Raw genomic sequence first — 18,193 nt, 5'->3', positions numbered from 1 at the left:
CGGCGCTAATCCGTTGGCTGTGGCTCCGAAGAGTCTGCCGTTGGAGGACGGTGCGGACCGGCGGAAGGATGGTCGATCCCGCCGCGGCCGGCTCGCTGTCGGGTTGCATCGTTCAGTCGGAGGCACAGCAGGATCCCCAGGATCGCGGCGTAGAATGCCGGCCCCGATGTATCCCGCTTTACCAGCCAGAAATAATGGAATACGCCCGCCGCAGCGGCGGCGTATGCCCACCGGTGCAGCCTGCGCCAGTTGCCGCGTCCGAGACGACGGATCATGGCCTGGTTGGATGTGGCGGCCAGGGGGACCATTATCAGAAAGCTCGTCATGCCGGCAGCAACAGGGAGGCGCCTGGCAATGTCCCGCCAGATTTCGCGTGCGTCGAAAAACTGATCGAATAGCAGGTAACTCGAGACATGTAGGCAGGCGTAGAAGAAAGCCAGCAGGGCAACTGTGCGACGCAGGCGATTGAGAAAGTGTCCGCCGGGGAGTTTGGCCAGAGGCGTGATGGCAAGGGCGCACAGCAACAGCCTCAATGTCCAAATGCCGCTGCTGTGGGAAATGGTCTCCACGGGGTTGGCGCCCAGTCCGTGGGTAACGGCACCCAGCGCTAAGGAGAGGAAAGGGAATATCCCCGCGACGACGAGTCCTCGGTTCAGCAACCGGGTCGCGGGTTCGGACGAGTTGCTCATGTGTTTGAGGGCGTACGGAAGGAGATCTCCTGTCCTTTTTGGTAAGGAGCGGCCGCAACGGAAGATGGCTCGGATGGTTGAGTGTTCCACTCAGATATTTTCCGTCCGCCGTCTTCGTTTTGCAAAACGGCGGCCTACTGCCTCGGACGATGGCCGTTCCTCAAGCCGGATAGGTTTTCCCGGGACGTCTGGCTACAATGCCGGGCGTGCGCCGCCAACGGAAGGACCGGTTCGGGTCGGAACTTGCGGGCAAGGGGGTGCGCGATTCCTCACATTACCCATCAATCAGGAACATCTCATGTACAGTGCACGATATCTGTTCGCCGGCCTGCTGCTGGCGGCGTTCATGACGCAGCCCGCTTGTGCGGCAAAGAAGGCTGAGACTAAAGCTCCGGCGCCCGCCGAGCAGACCCAGGCCGAAGACCCGGTTTCAACTTTCAAGACCGGCTGCAAGGCCGAACTGGAAAAATTCTGCAAGGACGTGATGCCGGGCGACGGACGCCAACTGGCTTGTCTTTACGCTTACCAGGACAAGCTTTCCACGCGCTGTGAATACGCCATTTATGATGCTGCCGCTCAGCTTCAGCGTGAAGTCAATGCCTTGAGCTATGTGGCTGCGGAGTGCGACGACGATCTGGACAAGTACTGCGCCAACGTCGAGCCCGGCGAAGGTCGGCTGTTGGCCTGCCTCGAAAAGAACGAAGCCAAGGTCAGTTCGCGTTGTGAGCAGGCGATCCAAGACACGGGTTTGAACAAAATCAAATAAGAAGGTCGATTCCGCCTGTATCGGCACAGCCCCTTCGCCTTGCCGATACAGGCTCACCCGAAGAGCCTGCACAAGCGGTGTCTTGATTTTGTCAGGTTGGGCTGGGCTTTTTAAAATCAATGTGTTACGCGGGCAGTCTGCAGGGGGTTCACAGAATTATCCACAGAATCTGTGGATAAACCGGCAGGGGCGTTTCTGGTACGATAGCGCGCCCCGACCCAGGCTCGGAACATGAGGATCGCCCTAGGCATAGAATATGACGGTAGCGGCTTCGCCGGCTGGCAATGGCAGAACGGCAAGCGCACCATTCAGGCGGTGGTCGAGCACGCGCTGAGCCGGGTTGCCGACGCTCCCGTGCGGGTCGTCTGCGCGGGCCGTACCGATGCAGGCGTCCATGCCATCGAGCAGGTGGTGCATTTCGATACCGAAAGCCGGCGCAGCGAGCGCTCCTGGCTGCTTGGCGCCAATACCGCGCTGCCGGAGGATGTGCGGATCCTGTGGGTGCGGGAAACCGAACCCCATTTCCACGCCCGGTTGAGCGCCATCGCCCGCTATTACCGCTACGAGATACTGAATCGCCCCATGCGTTCCGCTTTGCGGCCCCGCCAGCTGACTTGGTGCCACGTGCCGTTGGACGTCGAGAAGATGCGGGAAGGAGCGGCCCACCTGATCGGGGAACATGATTTCTCATCCTTTCGGGCTCAGCAGTGCCAGTCCCGCAGCCCATTCCGCCGCGTGCATTTCCTGCACGTGCGCCGGGCAGGCGAAAGGGTGGTCATGGAAATTGGCGCCAACGCTTTTGTGCACCATATGGTGCGCAACATCGCCGGGGTACTGATGGCGGTGGGCGCGGGCAAGCACGATCCGGCCTGGGTTGGCGAGCTTCTGTCCATGCGGGACCGCGCCCAGGGTGGGGTCACGGCGCCGCCGGACGGGCTTTACCTGGGCGGTGTGTGTTATCCGGAGGAATTCGGCCTGGCGCGCGACCCCGCTTTCGAACATCTGCCGGCGGACGCCCGCCGCTATCAGCCGGATGACGAATCATGATGTCGGCATATCCCTCCGGGCGAACTCGGGTTAAAATTTGCGGTTTCACGCAGGCCGAGGACGTAGCTTGCGCGGTGGCTCTCGGCGCCGATGCACTGGGCCTGGTGTTCTATGGTTCCAGTCCGCGCAACGTGGGTGTCGCGCAGGCGCGGGTTATTGCCTCGGCCGTGCCGGCATTCGTCACGGTGGTGGGCCTGTTCGTGGACGCCGAGCCGGAGCGGGTTCGGGAAATCTGCGGTTCCGTACGGATCGATCTGCTGCAGTTTCACGGCGAAGAATCCCCTGAGTATTGCGCTGGCTTCGGCCGGCCCTACATCAAGGCTCTCCGGATGAAGCCGGGTGTCGACGTCGGGACCGAAGCGCGCCGGTACGCCGGGGCCGCCGGCCTGCTGCTGGATGCCTACCACCCGGGGGAGCAGGGTGGAACCGGCATGAGCTTCGACTGGCGAAGGGTGGAAGCTGGGTGTGCGCTGCCGCTGGTCCTGGCGGGCGGGCTCACCCCGGCCAACGTGAAAGAGGCCCTGGAGACGGCGAGGCCTTACGCGGTCGATGTTTCGAGCGGCGTGGAAAGTGAGCGGAAGGGAATCAAGGACCACGACAAAATGGCGGCGTTTTTACGCGAGGTATACGACTTTGACTATGCGAGACGAGATTCAGCCCTATAACCTGCCGGACGAACGCGGCCATTTCGGACCCTACGGCGGCATTTTCGTCGCCGAGACCCTGATGGGTCCGTTGGAGGAGCTGAGAGCCGCCTACTATCGCTACATGAAGGACCCGGAGTTCCTCGCCGAGCTGGATCACGATCTGAACCATTACGTCGGCCGTCCGTCGCCGATCTACCACGCCGAACGCTTGAGCCGGGAACTCGGCGGCGCGCAGATCTACTTCAAGCGCGAAGACCTTAATCACACCGGCGCGCACAAGGTCAACAACACCGTCGGCCAGGCACTGTTGGCCAAGCGCATGGGCAAGCGGCGGGTGATCGCCGAAACCGGCGCCGGCCAGCATGGCGTGGCAACCGCCACCGTGGCCGCCCGGCTGGGGATGGAATGCGTCGTCTACATGGGCGCGGTCGACGTCCAGCGCCAGGCGCTCAACGTATTCCGGATGAAACTGCTCGGCGCCACCGTGGTGGCAGTCGAGTCTGGCTCCCGGACGCTTAAGGACGCCCTGAACGAAGCCATGCGCGACTGGGTGACCAACGTCGATGACACCTTTTATATCATCGGCACGGTGGCGGGCCCCCATCCCTATCCCACCATGGTGCGCGACTTCCAGGCCGTGATCGGGCGTGAGGCGCGCCGGCAGATGCTGGAACTGGCCGGGCGCCTTCCGGATGCTCTGGTCGCCTGCGTGGGTGGAGGTTCCAACGCCATCGGCCTGTTCTACCCCTTCGTCGACGACCGCGATATCGCCATGTACGGGGTCGAAGCGGCCGGTGACGGCATCGAGACCGGCCGCCATTCGGCGCCGTTGAGCGCCGGTCGTCCCGGCGTACTGCACGGTAACCGCACTTATCTGATGGAAGACGAGGACGGCGAGATCATCGAGACCCATTCCATTTCCGCAGGCCTGGATTATCCCGGCGTCGGCCCGGAACACGCCTGGCTCAAGGATTCCGGCCGCGCGACCTACGTCAGTGCCACCGACGCCGAGGCGCTCGAGGCGTTCCATATCTTGACCCGGCTGGAGGGCATCATCCCGGCGCTGGAATCCAGCCATGCCGTGGCCTATGCCCTCAAGCTGGCGCCGACCCTCAGTTCCGACAAGATCGTCCTGGTCAACCTGTCCGGCCGCGGCGACAAGGACATCCACACCATCGCCACCCGGGAGGGCATCGTCCTGTGAGCCGTCTGACCTCGACTTTCCAAGCGCTGCGCCAGGACGGGCGCAAGGCTCTGATCCCCTTCATCACCGCAGGTGACCCGGAACCCGGCTTTACCGTGCCGGTCATGCACGCCATGGTCGAAGCCGGGGCCGATATCATCGAGCTGGGCGTGCCGTTTTCCGATCCCATGGCCGACGGCCCGGTGATCCAGAAAGCCAGCGAGCGGGCGCTTGTCCATCACATGAGCCTGCGCAAGACCCTGGATCTCGTGGCTGAGTTCCGTCGCACCGACCAGGCAACGCCCATCGTGCTGATGGGCTACCTCAATCCCGTCGAATGCATGGGTTACCAAGCCTTCGCCGACCGCGCCAAGACGGCCGGCGTCGACGGCGTGCTGACCGTCGACATGCCGCCGGAAGAGGCGGGCGAATTCGTGCCGATGCTGCACCAGGCGGGAATCGATCCGATCTTCCTGCTGGCGCCCAACAGTTCTGATGCGCGGGTTCGGCAGATGGCGGCGCTCGGTCGCGGCTATCTGTACTATGTGTCCCTCAAGGGGGTGACCGGGGCGTCGCACCTCGACCTCGGCGAAGTCGAAACCAGGATCGCCCACATCAAGTCGCTGACCGATCTGCCCGTCGGGGTCGGTTTCGGCGTCAAGAACGCCGAGATCGCGGCGGCGATCGGCAGGTTCGCCGATGCCGTAGTGGTGGGCAGTGCCCTGGTGGAAAAGATCGCGGCGGCTCAGGACCGGCCCGAACAGGCGCGCAAGGACATCGTCGACCTGCTCGCCGCCATGCGGCGGGCGCTGGATGCCTGAATGCGGGAGAGATCATGACCTTGAGCTGGTTCCATAAACTCGTTCCGTCCAAGATCCGCACCGAGGCTTCGACCAAGAGCACGGTGCCCGAGGGGCTGTGGTGCAAGTGCGCGAATTGCAATGCGATCCTGTACAAGTCGGAAGTCGAGCGCAATCTCGAGGTCTGTCCGAAGTGCTCGCACCATATGCGCATTTCCGCACGCAAGCGCCTGCACCTGTTTCTCGATCCGGGCAATCGGCTGGAAATCGGCGATGGCCTGGCACCTCAGGACCCGCTGAAATTCAAGGACAGCAAGAAGTACAAGGACCGTCTGCTGCAGGCGCAGAAGGCGACCGGCGAAAAGGACGCGCTGATCGTGGTGGCCGGCCAACTGCTGGGCCTGCCGGTCGTGGCCGGCGCTTTCAATTTCGAGTTCATGGGCGGCTCCATGGGCTCGGTGGTCGGGGAACGCTTCGTGCGCGGTGTTAACCACAGCCTGGAGCATGGCGTGCCATTCGTGATTTTCAGCGCCAGCGGCGGCGCCCGCATGCAGGAATCGCTGTTGTCGCTGTTCCAGATGGCCAAGACCAGCGCCGCCCTGGGGCGGCTGTCCAAGGCGAGGATTCCATTTGTCTCCGTCCTGACCGACCCGACCATGGGCGGGGTCTCGGCCAGCTTCGCCATGCTGGGCGACATCAACATTGCAGAACCAGGTGCCCTGATCGGTTTCGCCGGCCCCCGAGTGATCGAGCAGACGGTGCGGGAGAAGCTTCCGGAAGGGTTTCAGCGCAGCGAGTTCCTGCTCGAACACGGTGCCGTCGACATGATCGTCGACCGCCGCGACCTGCGCGAACGCATCGCCGCCCTGCTGGGGCTTATGACGCGCGACGGCCGGACGATCGCTCCAGCGGTGCAGAAGGCTGTGTCTCCGGTTATCGGGGAGGCCGGCAGCGATGCCGATTTGGCCCATTATCTTTCCGCGTTGCCGGTGGACGACCCGGAAGCCGAATAGCCGATGCGCTTCTCGACTCTCGGGGAGTGGCTGTCCTGGCAGGAGACCCTCCACCCTCAGGCCATCGATCTCGGCCTGGAGCGGGTTCGCAGGGTCTACCGCGCGTTCAATCCGGACCAGGACCGGCCCTTCACCATCACCGTCGGTGGCACCAACGGCAAGGGCTCCTGCGTCGCGGCGCTGGATACCATCCTGCGCCGGGCCGGTTACCGCGTCGGCGCCTACACCTCGCCTCACATCCTGCGCTACAACGAGCGCATCTGCATCGACGGGATGCCGGTCGACGACGCGGCCATCTGCGCTTCGTTCGAACGGATCGAAGCGGTGCGCGGCGACACCACGCTGAGTTTCTTCGAGTTCGGCACGCTGGCGGCGCTGGACATCTTCCGCCGCGCCGAACTCGACGTGCAGATCCTCGAGGTCGGCCTCGGCGGGCGGCTCGATGCCGTCAACATCGTCGACACCGATGCCGCGCTGGTCGCCAGCATCGGCATTGACCATGAGGAATGGCTGGGCCTGACCCGCGAGGCCATCGGACAGGAGAAGGCCGGCATCTTTCGGGAAGGGCGACCCTGCGTCCTGGGCGATCCCGATGCTCCGGCCACGGTATTGCGATACGCGGAGGATATCGGTGCGGACTTGCTGATGCAGGGGCGCGAATTTTTCTTCCGGCGTGATGACGACGACTGGACTTGGTACGGACGCGGCGAAAGCCATACGGCGCTGCCCAAGCCCTGCCTGCGGGGCGACCATCAGTATTTCAACATGTCCGCGGTGTTGCAGGTGATCGAGGCCATCAGGCCGCGGTTCCCGGTACCGGAGGCGGCCGTCCGGTCGGGGCTGGCGAACATTTACCTGCCGGGCCGGTTCCAGATAATGGAGGGTGAGCCGACCGTGCTGCTCGACGTGGCTCACAATCCCCATGCCGTCCGCGTGCTTGCGGAGTTCCTGCGGGAGTTCAAGCGGGAGCGCCCGGTGCACGCGGTGTTCGCCATGATGCGCGACAAGGACATCCGCGGCGTGGTCGGGTGCATCCGCGATCTGGTCGACGACTGGTATCTCGCGCCCCTGCAACTGCCGCGGGCGGCGACGCCGGACATCCTGATGCCGGTTTTCGCCGGACTCGGCGTGGAAGGCGTGCATCAGGGGTTTGCCGACGCCGCCGAGGCGTTTGCAAGGGTGCATCGAAATGCCGAGAATGAATCCATCGTTCTGGTTTTCGGTTCTTTTTTCCTGGTCGCCGAGTATCTGGCCCGAATCGAAGCAAATGCGCTCAATGTCTGAGGAAATGTATGGATGAACAGTTGAAACAGCGGTTGATCGGCGCAACGGTCATCGTCGCCTTCGCCGTGATTTTCGTGCCCATGCTGTTCGACGAGAAACTGGACGAGCCTTCCCATGCGGAAGTGGGCGAGATTCCGCCGATGCCGAAGGATATGGAGGAACAGCCGGTCGAATTGCCGCGCTCGGTGGACGAGGTCGCGACGGCCGAGCCGGTGGAAGCCGAAGGGGCGGATCGCGTTATTCCGATCACGGGCGGCGAAAACGGTGCGGCCGGGGAGGGCGCGGCCCCGCCTTCGCCGGCAGCGAGACGCGGAGGGGCCCCATTGACGGAGAAACCCGGCCAGCCCACCGGAGGGGAAGAAGCGCCGGCAGACGGACTGGTTGAAGAGGACATGCCGCCCCAGGAAGCGGCGCCGACGGTCAAGCCCACGGCGAAGCCGGTCGCACCGAAGAAGACCCCCGCGGCGACCGCCGCGCCGGCCGAGAGCAGACCGCCGGCAGACAAGGTAGCCAAACCCCAAGCGAAAGCGGTGCCGGTGGAGCCGCCGATCCGCAAGCCGGAAAACGCACCGCCTGCGACGCCGGCCGCCGGAGCTTCAGCCTGGCTGGTGCAGGCGGGAAGCTTCGTCGAGGAGGCCAACGCCAAGGCGCTGGTCGAAAAGCTGCGTCAGAACAAGTTGCCGGCCTTTGCCGAAACCGTCCGCGGCAGCACCGGGAAGGTGACCTACCGTGTTCGAATCGGGCCGGAGCCCGACAAGGCCAAGGCCGAGCAGGCGCTGCGCCAACTCGAATCGGTCGCCGGCATCCGCGGCTATCTGGTGCCGTCCCGCGCCCGCTAGGCGATGTTTCCGCAGGTCGCGCCGGGCACGGCGGTGGCGGGTGATCTGACCTGGGCCGACTATCTCATCATCGCGTTGATGGGCCTGTCCGCACTGGTCGGGCTGGTCCGCGGCTTGGTGCGAGAGGTGTTCTCGCTGGGAGCCTGGGCTTTGTCGATCTGGCTGGGGTTGCGGTTCAGCCAGGACCTGGCGGTCCATCTCGAGAACCTGATCTCGGTGCCCTCGCTGCGGCTCGGCGCCGCCTTCGTCGCGATCTTCCTGGTCAGCCTGATGGCGGGCGGCCTCACGGGTTTTTTGCTCGGGCGGCTGGTGACGGGCACCGGGCTGGGCGGCTCCGATCGGCTGGCCGGGCTGGTGTTCGGGCTGGCGCGCGGCGTGCTGCTGGTATCGGTGCTGGTGCTCCTGGCCGGGTTCACGCCGCTGCCCAGGGACCCGTGGTGGCGGGAGTCGCGCCTGATCCCGCCGTTCCAGTCCATGGCTTTATGGATCAAGACGCTGCTGCCGGCTGAAATCGCAGGCCAGGTGGCCTATCCTTAACAACCCCTCGTTCAATTGCTTTACAGGTTCAGGCTATGTGCGGAATTGCCGGTATCGTTTCCAACGATGAGGTCAACCAGGAATTGTACGAGGCGCTTACCGTGCTTCAGCATCGCGGCCAGGACGCCGCCGGCATCGTGACCTGCGAAAGGGAGCGGCTGCATCTTCGCAAGGAAAGCGGCCTGGTGCGGGACGTGTTCCACACCCGCCATATGGTCGAGCTGAAGGGCTCGATGGGCATCGGCCATGTGCGCTATCCCACCGCGGGCTGTGCCAGCACCGCGGAAGCCCAGCCGTTCTACGTCAATTCGCCCTATGGCATCTCGCTCGCTCACAACGGCAACTTGACCAACGCGGAAACGCTCAAGCGTGAGCTGTTCCGGCAGGACCAGCGCCACATCAATACCGATTCGGATTCGGAAGTCCTGCTCAATGTCTTCGCCCACGAAATGCAGGGCATCGGCAAGCTGCGCGTGTCGGCGGACGACGTGTTCCGCGCCGTCTCCGCGGTGCACCGGCGCTGCCGGGGCGCTTACGCCGTAGTGGCGATGGTCACGGGTTTCGGCGTCGTCGGCTTTCGCGATCCGCATGGCATTCGTCCCCTGGTGTTCGGCGAGCGCGACGGCGATTACGGCAAGGAATACATGATCGCCTCCGAGAGCGTGGCGCTGGACGTGCTGGGATTCGAGCTGGTCCGGGACGTGGCGCCGGGCGAGGCGATTCTGATCGAGAAGGACGGCACCCTGCATACCCGGCAGTGCGCCGAACACGTCGTGTACTCGCCGTGTATCTTCGAATTCGTCTATTTCGCCCGGCCGGACTCCATCATTGACGACATCTCCGTCTACAAGGCCCGGCTGCGCATGGGCGACAAGCTGGCCGACAAGATTCTCAGGGAGCGCCCCGAGCACGATATCGACGTGGTCATTCCCATCCCGGATACCAGTCGCACTTCGGCGCTGCAGCTCGCCAACCGGCTGGGGGTGAAATACAGTGAGGGCTTCATCAAGAACCGCTACATCGGGCGCACCTTCATCATGCCGGGCCAGACCCTGCGCAAGAAATCGGTGCGGCAGAAACTCAATGCCATCGACCTGGAGTTCAAGGGCAAGAACGTGCTGCTGGTGGACGATTCCATCGTGCGCGGCACCACCTCGACCCAGATCATCCAGATGGCCCGCGATGCCGGCGCCCGCAAGGTCTATTTCGCTTCGGCCTCGCCGCCGGTGCGCTACCCCAATGTGTACGGCATCGACATGCCGGCGGTCGAGGAACTGATCGCGCACGGCCGGACCGACGAGGAAGTGCGGGAAGAGCTGGGGGCGGATTGGCTGGTCTACCAGGACTTGGCCGATTTGGTCGAATCGGTGCAGAAGGGCAACCCGTTCATCCCCAGATTCGACACTTCGTGCTTCGACAAGGACTACGTCACCGGCGACATCGACCAAGCCTACCTGGACCGTCTGAGCAAGCACCGCTCGGACGGGGCGAAGGCCCTGCGGGAAGTTGGCGCGACGGCCATCGACCTTTACAACACCGTCTGAGGAGCAGGACACGTGGACGATCTGGACTGGAACGAATTCGCCATGGAAACCCGGGCCGTGCGCGCCGGGCAGCGCCGGACGATGGAGCAGGAGCACGCGGAGCCGATCTTCGCCACTTCCAGCTACGTATTCCGGAGTGCCGCCGAGGCGGCCGAGCGCTTCGCCGGCAAGGCGCCGGGCAACATCTACTCGCGCTTCACCAACCCCACGGTGCGCACCTTCGAGGAAAGGTTGGCCGCGCTGGAAGGCGGGGAGCGCTGCGTCGCCGTCGGCTCCGGCATGGCCGCCATCGCCAGCACGGCGTTCGGCCTGCTGAAGGCAGGCGATCACGTGGTGTGCTCGCGCAGCGTTTTCGGGAACACCACCATGCTGTTCCAGAACTACCTGGCCAAGTTCGGGGTGCCGACGACTTTCGTCGGTCTCACCGACTACGAAGGCTGGGCAGCGGCCATCCGGCCCGAGACCCGTTTTCTGTTTCTGGAGACGCCCTCCAATCCGTTGACCGAAATCGCCGACATCCCCCGGCTCGCTGAAATCGCCCACGCCCGCGGCTGCCTGCTGGTGGTGGACAACTGCTTCTGCACCCCCGCCTTGCAGCGGCCGCTGGCGTTGGGCGCGGACATCGTGATCCATTCCGCCACCAAGTACCTGGATGGCCAGGGCCGCTGCGTGGGCGGGGCTATCGTCGGCGGGCGCGAGCTGCTCGATGCCGAAATCTATCCCTTCCTGCGCACCGGCGGTCCCAGCATGAGCCCGTTCAACGCCTGGGTGTTCCTCAAAGGCCTGGAAACGCTGAGTCTGCGGATGAAAGCCCATTGCGAAAACGCGCTCGGCCTGGCTCGCTGGCTGGAAGCGCAGCCCTGGGTGGCGCGGGTGCATTACCCGGGGCTCGCCAGCCATCCTCAGCACGAACTGGCCGCCCGCCAGCAATCCGGCTTCGGCGGCATCGTCAGCTTCGAGGTGAAGGGGGGGCAGGAAGCCGCCTGGCGTCTGATCGACAGTACCCGGCTGCTGTCGATCACCGGTAACCTGGGCGACGCCAAGACCACCATCACCCATCCGGCGACCACCACCCACGGCCGCCTGAGCCGGGAAGCCAGGGCTGCGGCCGGCATCGCCGACGGGCTGGTGCGCATTGCCGTCGGCCTGGAGAGCCTTGCCGACATTCAGGCCGATCTATCCCGCTTCGCCTAAAGTCCTTTTTTCTTATTTCCAAGGAAACCGCATGAAAGTCACCATCTTTGGTTCCGGCTATGTCGGCCTGGTCACCGGCGCCTGTCTGGCCGAGGTCGGCAACGACGTCGTCTGCATCGACATCGACGCGGACAAGATCCAGCGTCTCAACCAGGGTGAAGTGCCGATCTACGAGCCGGGCCTCGATACCATCATCAAGCGCAACATGGCGGCCGGCCGCCTGCAGTTCACCACCGACGTCGACCTCGGCGTGAGCCATGGCCTGTTCCAGTTCATCGCCGTCGGCACCCCGCCTGACGAGGACGGCTCGGCCGACCTGCAATACGTGCTGGCGGTGGCGCGCAGCATCGGCGAGCGGATGCAGGACTACCGGGTCGTCGTCAACAAGTCCACCGTGCCGGTGGGGACGGCGGACAAGGTGCGCGGGGCCGTGAGCGAAGTGCTGGCCCGGCGCGGCGCCGCCATCGAGTTCGACGTGGTCTCCAATCCGGAATTCCTCAAGGAGGGCGCGGCCATCGAGGATTTCATGAAGCCGGACCGGATCGTGGTCGGCACCGACAACCCGCGCACCACCGAACTGCTGCGCGCGCTCTACGCCCCGTTCAACCGCAGCCACGACCGCATGGTGTGCATGGACATCCGCTCCGCCGAGCTGACCAAGTACGCCGCCAACGCCATGCTGGCCACCAAGATCAGCTTCATGAACGAGCTGGCCAATCTCGCCGAGCGGCTCGGCGCCGACATCGAGAAGGTCCGCGTCGGCATCGGTTCGGACCCGCGCATCGGCTACCACTTCATCTATCCCGGCTGCGGCTACGGCGGCTCCTGCTTCCCCAAGGACGTCAAGGCGCTCGAGCGCACCGCCCGTGACGCCGGCTATCCCGCCCAATTATTGCAGGCGGTGGAGGCGGTGAACGACCGCCAGAAGGAAAAGCTGTTCGAGAAGATCAGTGCCTATTTCGGCGGCGATCTGGCCGGCAGGACCATCGCCGTCTGGGGCCTGGCCTTCAAGCCGAACACCGACGACATGCGCGAAGCGCCCAGCCGCACGCTGATGGAAGCGTTGTGGCAGGCGGGAGCGAAAGTACGGGCCTTCGACCCGGTGGCGAGGGAGGAGGCTCATCGCGTCTACGGTGAGCGGGCGGACCTGATCCTGTGCGATTCGCCGGAATCGGCCCTGCAGGGCGCCGATGCGCTGGCGGTGGTCACCGAATGGAACGTGTTCCGGAGCCCCGATTTCGACGAAATCAAGCAGACCCTGACGCGCCCCGCGGTCTTCGACGGCCGCAACATCTACGACCCTGCGCACATGAAGGCGCAGGGCTTCGATTATTTCGCCATCGGGCGGTGACGGCCAGGACGTCCGGCCGGATTTTTTCGCCGCATCCCGATTTTGGCTCCGGTTTCGCTAAGCCGGAACGGAACTCACGGGATGTTCCAACGTATTGATCCCGTATGAAGAGGGTGACGTAGAGCAAATTTGTTAAAAGTCAAGGGAACTTATCCTCAAATGTAAGCATCTAGATTCATCAGCGGCACCTGATGACGGAGCAAGCATGGGGACAAGTGGTGAGAATGACTGTCGGAGGAGGCCGGATGCCCTGGCGAGTTGGGTCTCCTCGGTGCAGGGATACGCCCTGGTCTATCCGGGTGTGGAAATCGGCGTGGCGATGGCGCGCGAGCGTTTCGAATTCGCCGTGTGCACTCAAACCGGCCGGTCCTGGTTGCCAGTGCGGGAAGTGCAGGTATGGATACCGCCGGAAACCTGAAATTCCTCTGCCGATGCCTCACTCCTGCAGTTGGCGTAAGCGAGGGAGTGAAACCTCAGGTTCTCACCGGTTCGGTAAGCTGGCGAGCTACGATGCAGCTTGCAGGAAATCATCTCGTCACGCCGAGCCTCGCCGACGCCTTCAGGCGCCACGGTTTGTTCGATGCGCTGCCTGAGGACATTCAGGAATACCTGGAGACGGTCACGACCCTCAACCGCGTCCGTAACCGGGCATTTCGGGACGAGCTGACCAATATCGCCGGATTGCTCAACGGTATCGGTATCGAGCCGGTCGCGCTCAAGGGTGCCATTGCCCTGGTACCGGACCAGTATCCCGGAGCGGAAGACCGGGTTATCGGCGATCTCGATCTGCTGGTGCCTGGGGACAGAGTCTGGGAGGCGCATGAGACCCTCCTGCGATCCGGTTATCGGCGCGCGCCGAAGGACCGGATGTTGGCGAGGGACCGGGAAGACATGCACCATGTCCAGCCCTTGCTGCATCCGGGGCTTCCGGTCACGGTGGAGCTCCATGTCCGCATGCTGCGCGATGAGCGCGACGACGCTTGCCTCCGGGCCGGAATGGGCGAGCCTGCGTTGTCATCGCTGAACGGCGCGCGGATCCGGGTTCCCGATCTGGCGACACGATTGCTCCATAATTTCCTGCACACCCACATTCAGGATAGGGGAAACGTTTATTTTTCCGTGAACCATCGCCAGTTGCTCGAATTCGTCCGTCTGCGGGATTTCGCCGGGGCCCTGGATTGGCGAGTGCTGGCGGAGCGGCTGCAGCCGGGGCGCAGGCGCGACTTGGCCGTGTATCTGCTCCTGGCCGAGTACTGGTACGGACAGCCCTATCCCGCCGAATTGCCCATGCCCCGGGGCAGCCGGTCGGCATTCGGTCTCGCCAGGCGTGTTCAGACTTCCGGCGCCTGGTCGCGGGCGTTCAGCCCCTATTTTTTGACCCGGCGCTACCTGCCGGCGGTATTAAAGCTGCCGTATCGGCTGATGACGCCCTCGTGGTTCCTGTTGAAATATCGAGCCCTTCGCGCCGGCGAGCCTTTGTAAGCTTCAGCTCTGAAACCGCCGGTCCGCGAGCAGTTCCCGCACGTGCGCCGCGACGCTCCGGCCCAGCGCATTCAGGTCGTAGCCGCCTTCGAGTGCCGAGACGACGCGGCCGCGGGCATGGAGGTCCGCCAGCTTCACGAGTTCCGCGGTGATCCAGCCGTAGTCGTCCTCGGTGAGCGCGAGGTCGGCCAGCGGGTCGTCGCGGTGGGCGTCGAAGCCGGCGGAGATAAGCACCAGCTCGGGACGGAAGTTGTCGATGGCGGGCAGCGCGATATCCGTGACGGCCCTGCGGTAGGCCGCGGAGCCCGTGCCCGCGGGCAGGGGGATGTTGACCAGGTTGCCGACGCCGGTTTCCTTGGCGCTGCCCGTGCCTGGATACCAGGGATACTGGTGGGTCGAGACATACAGGACGGCCGGGTTGCGCCTGAACGCGGCCTGGGTGCCGTTGCCGTGGTGCACGTCGAAATCCACGATGGCGACGCGTTTCAGCCCGTGGTTGGCGAGGGCATGGGCGGCGGCGATGGCGACGTTGTTGAACAGGCAGAAGCCCATGGCCGTGTCCGGTTCGGCGTGATGTCCCGGCGGGCGCACCGCGCAGAAGGCGTTGCGCGCGGTGCCGGCCATCACCTCGTCCACGGCCAGGCATACCGCGCCGACCGCATGCAGGGCGGCTTCACCCGATTCCGGCGAGACCACGGTGTCGGCATCGAGGAAGTGATGGCCGGTTTGCGGAATCGCGGCGAACACCCGTTCGATGTGCCTCTTGGAATGGACCAGTTCAAGCCGGGCGGTTTCGGCGCGCGGTGCCTGCAGACGCCGCAGGCCCTGGAATTCCGGCGCCGCCAGGGCGGTTTCGACAGCGCTCAGGCGCACCGAGCCTTCCGGATGGCCTGGGCCGGTGTCATGGCGGAGAAAGACCGGATGGCCGATGTAGAGCGTCGTCATCGTCTGCGCATGCCGTTTCGGAGCGGGTTATTCCATATAATAGCCCTAATATTTCCCGCCCAGCTCCGGTTGCGTAGGGCGGAACCGTCTTTTTGGGTTTCGCCAAGCGGGGTTTCCTAGCGTCGGAACCCGATGAAGCCGGTTCCGACCTACGTGACTACACAGGGAATGCCAAGCTCGTGTCGTCCATGACTTCTGGGCTCCGGCATTCCCTGCCGGAGCGGCATCGCTTTACCGCAGTGGGTTGAGTTAAGAGGGCGGGGCCGGTTTCTTTACTTATCTGGGGTTGAACATGTTGACCGAATACCGAGAGCACGTGGCCGAACGTGCCGCACAGGGCGTGGTGCCCAAGCCGCTGACCGCCGAACAGACCGTGGCCCTGGTGGAATTGCTGAAGGCGCCGCCCGTCGGCGAGGAGGCGTTTCTGCTCGATCTCCTGAGCAACCGTGTGCCGGCGGGAGTGGACGAGGCGGCTTACGTGAAGGCGGGTTTTCTGGCTGCCGTCGCCAGGGGAGAGGCGGTTTCGCCGATCGTTTCGCCCAGGCATGCCGCCGAGCTGCTCGGCACCATGCTGGGCGGCTACAACGTCGCGCCGCTGATCGAGTTGCTGGACCATCCGGCGCTGGCCCCGGTTGCGGTTCACGGCTTGTCCCGCACCCTGCTCATGTTCGACGCCTTCCACGACGTGCAGGTCAAGGCGGAAGCCGGCAACATCCACGCCCAGGCCGTGCTGCGCTCCTGGGCCGAAGCCGAATGGTTCACCTCCCGCCCGGAGGTGCCCGAGAAGCTGACCGTGGCCGTGTTCAAGGTGGCCGGCGAGACCAACACCGACGACCTGTCGCCGGCCCAGGACGCCTGGTCGCGCCCGGATATCCCGCTGCACGCCAAGGCCATGCTGAAGGTGCCGCGCGAGGGTATCCACGATGCCGAAGCTCAGATCGCCGAACTCAAGGCCAAGGGCTTCCCGGTGGCCTATGTGGGTGACGTGGTCGGCACCGGCTCGTCGCGCAAGTCGGCCACGAATTCCGTGCTGTGGTTCACCGGCGAGGACATTCCCCACGTGCCCAACAAGCGACAGGGCGGGGTCTGCATCGGCGGCAAGATCGCGCCGATCTTCTTCAACACCATGGAAGACTCGGGCGCGTTGCCCATCGAATGCGACGTCACCGCCATGCACATGGGCGATGTGATCGACATCTACCCGTACGAGGGTGTGGTGCGGAACCACGGTAGCGGCGCCGAGCTGTGCCGGTTCGCGTTCAAGAGCGACATTCTGTTGGACGAAGTGCGGGCCGGGGGGCGCATCAACCTGATCATCGGCCGCGGCCTCACCGACCGCGCCCGCAGGGCTTTGGGTATGCTGCCTTCGGAAGTGTTCCGCCGGCCCAAGGCGCAGATCGATGCTGGCAAGGGCTACACCCTGGCGCAGAAGATCGTCGGCAAGGCCTGCGGCGTGGCCGGTATCCGTCCCGGCACTTACTGCGAACCGCACATGACGACGGTGGGCTCGCAGGACACGACCGGCCCGATGACGCGGGACGAGTTGAAGGATCTGGCCTGCCTCGGCTTTTCGGCCGATCTGGTGATGCAGTCGTTCTGCCACACCGCGGCCTATCCCAAGCCGGTCGACATCGAGACCCACCATACCCTGCCGGATTTCATCACGAACCGAGGCGGCGTGTCGCTTCGGCCCGGCGACGGCATCATCCATTCCTGGCTCAACCGCATGCTGCTGCCGGATACCGTCGGCACCGGCGGCGATTCGCACACCCGCTTCCCGATCGGCATCTCATTCCCCGCCGGTTCCGGGCTGGTGGCCTTCGCCGCCGCTACCGGGGTGATGCCGCTGGACATGCCGGAATCGGTGCTGGTGCGCTTCAAGGGCGAGATGCAGCCCGGGATCACCCTGCGCGACCTGGTGCATGCGATTCCCTACGCGGCGCTGCAGCGGGGCTTGCTGACGGTCGAGAAGCAGGGCAAGAAGAACGTGTACTCCGGCCGCATCCTGGAGATCGAGGGACTGCCGGATCTCAAGGTCGAACAGGCTTTCGAGCTGGCCGATGCCTCGGCCGAGCGTTCGGCGGCGGCCTGCACCATCAAGCTGAACAAGGCGCCGATCGAAGAATACCTGCATTCCAACATCACCCTGCTGCGCTGGATGATCGCCGAAGGCTACGGCGATGCGCGCACCCTGCGGCGGCGCATCGCGGCGATGGAGGCTTGGCTGGCCGATCCGCAATTGCTGGAGGCCGACGCGGACGCCGAGTACGCCGAAATCATCGAGATCGACCTGAACCAGATCACCGAGCCTTTGCTTTGCTGTCCGAACGATCCGGACGACGTCAAGCCGCTGTCGCAGGTCGCCGGCACCCACATCGACGAGGTATTCCTCGGCTCCTGCATGACCAACATCGGCCACTTCCGCGCCGCGGGCAGGCTGCTGGAAGCTTTCGGCAAGCCCACCCCGACCCGGTTGTGGATCGCTCCGCCCACCCGCATGGATCAGGCCCAGCTCACCGAGGAAGGCTATTACGCCACCTACGGCAAGGCCGGCGCCCGCACCGAGATGCCCGGCTGTTCCTTGTGTATGGGCAACCAGGCGCGGGTGGCCGACAATGCCACGGTGGTGTCGACCTCCACCCGCAACTTCCCCAACCGCCTCGGGGCCGGCGCCCGGGTGTTCCTGGCTTCGGCCGAACTGGCGGCGGTGTGCTCCATGCTGGGCCGGATTCCGAGCGTGGAGGAGTACATGGCCTATGCCGGCAAGATCGATGAGGCCGCGGCCGACACCTACCGCTATCTGAATTTCGACCGGACGCCGGCTTACGCCGAGCGGGCGGCGGAGGTGACGGACGTGGAAGCGGCTTGAGGG

17 protein-coding genes are annotated in these 18,193 nt (G+C 64.6%); 15 read left to right on the top strand and 2 right to left on the bottom strand.

What is annotated here, in order from left to right; genetic code table 11:
• Positions 1–5: 5 nt before the first annotated feature.
• Positions 6–689, bottom strand: a complete 684-nt coding sequence (locus tag OOT43_RS08205; protein ID WP_266024372.1) for a protein-methionine-sulfoxide reductase heme-binding subunit MsrQ — start codon at positions 687–689, stop codon at positions 6–8.
• Between the two features lie 298 nt (positions 690–987).
• Between OOT43_RS08205 and OOT43_RS08200 the strand changes: the two genes are divergently transcribed.
• From OOT43_RS08200 to OOT43_RS08135, 14 genes are all read left to right on the top strand, one after another.
• On the top strand, positions 988–1,455 hold the full coding sequence (locus OOT43_RS08200; RefSeq protein ID WP_266024371.1) for a cysteine rich repeat-containing protein: 468 nt from the start codon (positions 988–990) through the stop codon (positions 1,453–1,455).
• Positions 1,456–1,686: 231 nt separating this feature from the next.
• Positions 1,687–2,502, top strand: coding sequence for a tRNA pseudouridine(38-40) synthase TruA (gene truA, locus OOT43_RS08195; RefSeq protein ID WP_266024369.1), 816 nt, complete (start codon positions 1,687–1,689; stop codon positions 2,500–2,502).
• A complete protein-coding gene (locus OOT43_RS08190; RefSeq protein ID WP_266024367.1) occupies positions 2,499–3,167 on the top strand; it encodes a phosphoribosylanthranilate isomerase in 669 nt (222 codons plus the stop codon). Before truA ends, OOT43_RS08190 begins: the two co-directional genes overlap by 4 nt.
• Positions 3,142–4,353, top strand: a complete 1,212-nt coding sequence (gene trpB, locus OOT43_RS08185) for a tryptophan synthase subunit beta (protein WP_266024366.1) — start codon at positions 3,142–3,144, stop codon at positions 4,351–4,353. The genes OOT43_RS08190 and trpB overlap by 26 nt, the downstream gene beginning before the upstream one ends.
• Positions 4,350–5,153, top strand: a complete 804-nt coding sequence (gene trpA / locus OOT43_RS08180) for a tryptophan synthase subunit alpha (RefSeq protein WP_266024365.1) — start codon at positions 4,350–4,352, stop codon at positions 5,151–5,153. Before trpB ends, trpA begins: the two co-directional genes overlap by 4 nt.
• 14 nt (positions 5,154–5,167) lie before the next feature.
• Complete coding sequence (gene accD / locus OOT43_RS08175; RefSeq protein WP_266024364.1) at positions 5,168–6,145, top strand: acetyl-CoA carboxylase, carboxyltransferase subunit beta; 978 nt, start codon at positions 5,168–5,170, stop codon at positions 6,143–6,145.
• Positions 6,146–6,148: 3 nt separating this feature from the next.
• A complete protein-coding gene (folC, locus tag OOT43_RS08170; RefSeq protein WP_266024363.1) occupies positions 6,149–7,429 on the top strand; it encodes a bifunctional tetrahydrofolate synthase/dihydrofolate synthase in 1,281 nt (426 codons plus the stop codon).
• An 8-nt stretch (positions 7,430–7,437) separates the two neighbouring features.
• Positions 7,438–8,268 (top strand): SPOR domain-containing protein, encoded by an 831-nt coding sequence (locus OOT43_RS08165; protein WP_266024361.1) that lies wholly within the window; start codon positions 7,438–7,440, stop codon positions 8,266–8,268.
• A 3-nt stretch (positions 8,269–8,271) separates the two neighbouring features.
• Positions 8,272–8,805 carry a CvpA family protein gene (locus tag OOT43_RS08160; RefSeq protein ID WP_266024360.1) on the top strand — a complete coding sequence of 178 codons (534 nt, stop codon included), beginning with the start codon at positions 8,272–8,274 and terminating at the stop codon, positions 8,803–8,805.
• 35 nt (positions 8,806–8,840) lie between these two features.
• Entirely contained in the window at positions 8,841–10,349 is a 1,509-nt protein-coding gene (purF, locus tag OOT43_RS08155) for an amidophosphoribosyltransferase (protein WP_266024359.1), read from the top strand.
• A 12-nt stretch (positions 10,350–10,361) separates the two neighbouring features.
• Entirely contained in the window at positions 10,362–11,543 is a 1,182-nt protein-coding gene (locus tag OOT43_RS08150) for an O-succinylhomoserine sulfhydrylase (RefSeq protein WP_266024358.1), read from the top strand.
• Between the two features lie 31 nt (positions 11,544–11,574).
• Positions 11,575–12,894: a UDP-glucose dehydrogenase family protein gene (locus OOT43_RS08145; RefSeq protein WP_266024357.1), complete on the top strand. Its 1,320-nt coding sequence runs from the start codon at positions 11,575–11,577 to the stop codon at positions 12,892–12,894.
• 205 nt (positions 12,895–13,099) lie between these two features.
• Complete coding sequence (locus tag OOT43_RS08140; RefSeq protein ID WP_266024356.1) at positions 13,100–13,312, top strand: hypothetical protein; 213 nt, start codon at positions 13,100–13,102, stop codon at positions 13,310–13,312.
• Positions 13,291–14,376: a nucleotidyltransferase family protein gene (locus tag OOT43_RS08135; RefSeq protein ID WP_266024355.1), complete on the top strand. Its 1,086-nt coding sequence runs from the start codon at positions 13,291–13,293 to the stop codon at positions 14,374–14,376. The genes OOT43_RS08140 and OOT43_RS08135 overlap by 22 nt, the downstream gene beginning before the upstream one ends.
• Positions 14,377–14,379: 3 nt before the next feature.
• Here the strand turns inward: OOT43_RS08135 and OOT43_RS08130 are convergent, their stop codons facing one another.
• On the bottom strand, positions 14,380–15,321 hold the full coding sequence (locus OOT43_RS08130; protein ID WP_266024354.1) for a histone deacetylase family protein: 942 nt from the start codon (positions 15,319–15,321) through the stop codon (positions 14,380–14,382).
• 292 nt (positions 15,322–15,613) lie between these two features.
• Between OOT43_RS08130 and acnB the strand changes: the two genes are divergently transcribed.
• Positions 15,614–18,190: a bifunctional aconitate hydratase 2/2-methylisocitrate dehydratase gene (acnB, locus tag OOT43_RS08125; RefSeq protein ID WP_266024353.1), complete on the top strand. Its 2,577-nt coding sequence runs from the start codon at positions 15,614–15,616 to the stop codon at positions 18,188–18,190.
• Positions 18,191–18,193: the final 3 nt, after the last annotated feature.

The organism is Methylococcus mesophilus, from assembly GCF_026247885.1.
Classification (GTDB): domain Bacteria; phylum Pseudomonadota; class Gammaproteobacteria; order Methylococcales; family Methylococcaceae; genus Methylococcus; species Methylococcus mesophilus.
Note: the sequence above shows the minus strand (reverse complement) of the source record. Positions and strands in the feature narration are given on the sequence as shown.

What these genes read in the sequence shown, in the direction of transcription:
- OOT43_RS08205 (WP_266024372.1), bottom strand. Translation starts at nt 689, where the DNA reads ATGAGCAACTCGTCCGAACCCGCGACCCGGTTGCTGAACCGAGGACTC.
- OOT43_RS08200 (WP_266024371.1), top strand. Translation starts at nt 988, where the DNA reads ATGTACAGTGCACGATATCTGTTCGCCGGCCTGCTGCTGGCGGCGTTC.
- truA (WP_266024369.1), top strand. Translation starts at nt 1,687, where the DNA reads ATGAGGATCGCCCTAGGCATAGAATATGACGGTAGCGGCTTCGCCGGC.
- OOT43_RS08190 (WP_266024367.1), top strand. Translation starts at nt 2,499, where the DNA reads ATGATGTCGGCATATCCCTCCGGGCGAACTCGGGTTAAAATTTGCGGT.
- trpB (WP_266024366.1), top strand. Translation starts at nt 3,142, where the DNA reads ATGCGAGACGAGATTCAGCCCTATAACCTGCCGGACGAACGCGGCCAT.
- accD (WP_266024364.1), top strand. Translation starts at nt 5,168, where the DNA reads ATGACCTTGAGCTGGTTCCATAAACTCGTTCCGTCCAAGATCCGCACC.
- folC (WP_266024363.1), top strand. Translation starts at nt 6,149, where the DNA reads ATGCGCTTCTCGACTCTCGGGGAGTGGCTGTCCTGGCAGGAGACCCTC.
- OOT43_RS08165 (WP_266024361.1), top strand. Translation starts at nt 7,438, where the DNA reads ATGGATGAACAGTTGAAACAGCGGTTGATCGGCGCAACGGTCATCGTC.
- OOT43_RS08160 (WP_266024360.1), top strand. Translation starts at nt 8,272, where the DNA reads ATGTTTCCGCAGGTCGCGCCGGGCACGGCGGTGGCGGGTGATCTGACC.
- purF (WP_266024359.1), top strand. Translation starts at nt 8,841, where the DNA reads ATGTGCGGAATTGCCGGTATCGTTTCCAACGATGAGGTCAACCAGGAA.
- OOT43_RS08145 (WP_266024357.1), top strand. Translation starts at nt 11,575, where the DNA reads ATGAAAGTCACCATCTTTGGTTCCGGCTATGTCGGCCTGGTCACCGGC.
- OOT43_RS08140 (WP_266024356.1), top strand. Translation starts at nt 13,100, where the DNA reads ATGGGGACAAGTGGTGAGAATGACTGTCGGAGGAGGCCGGATGCCCTG.
- OOT43_RS08135 (WP_266024355.1), top strand. Translation starts at nt 13,291, where the DNA reads ATGGATACCGCCGGAAACCTGAAATTCCTCTGCCGATGCCTCACTCCT.
- OOT43_RS08130 (WP_266024354.1), bottom strand. Translation starts at nt 15,321, where the DNA reads ATGACGACGCTCTACATCGGCCATCCGGTCTTTCTCCGCCATGACACC.
- acnB (WP_266024353.1), top strand. Translation starts at nt 15,614, where the DNA reads ATGTTGACCGAATACCGAGAGCACGTGGCCGAACGTGCCGCACAGGGC.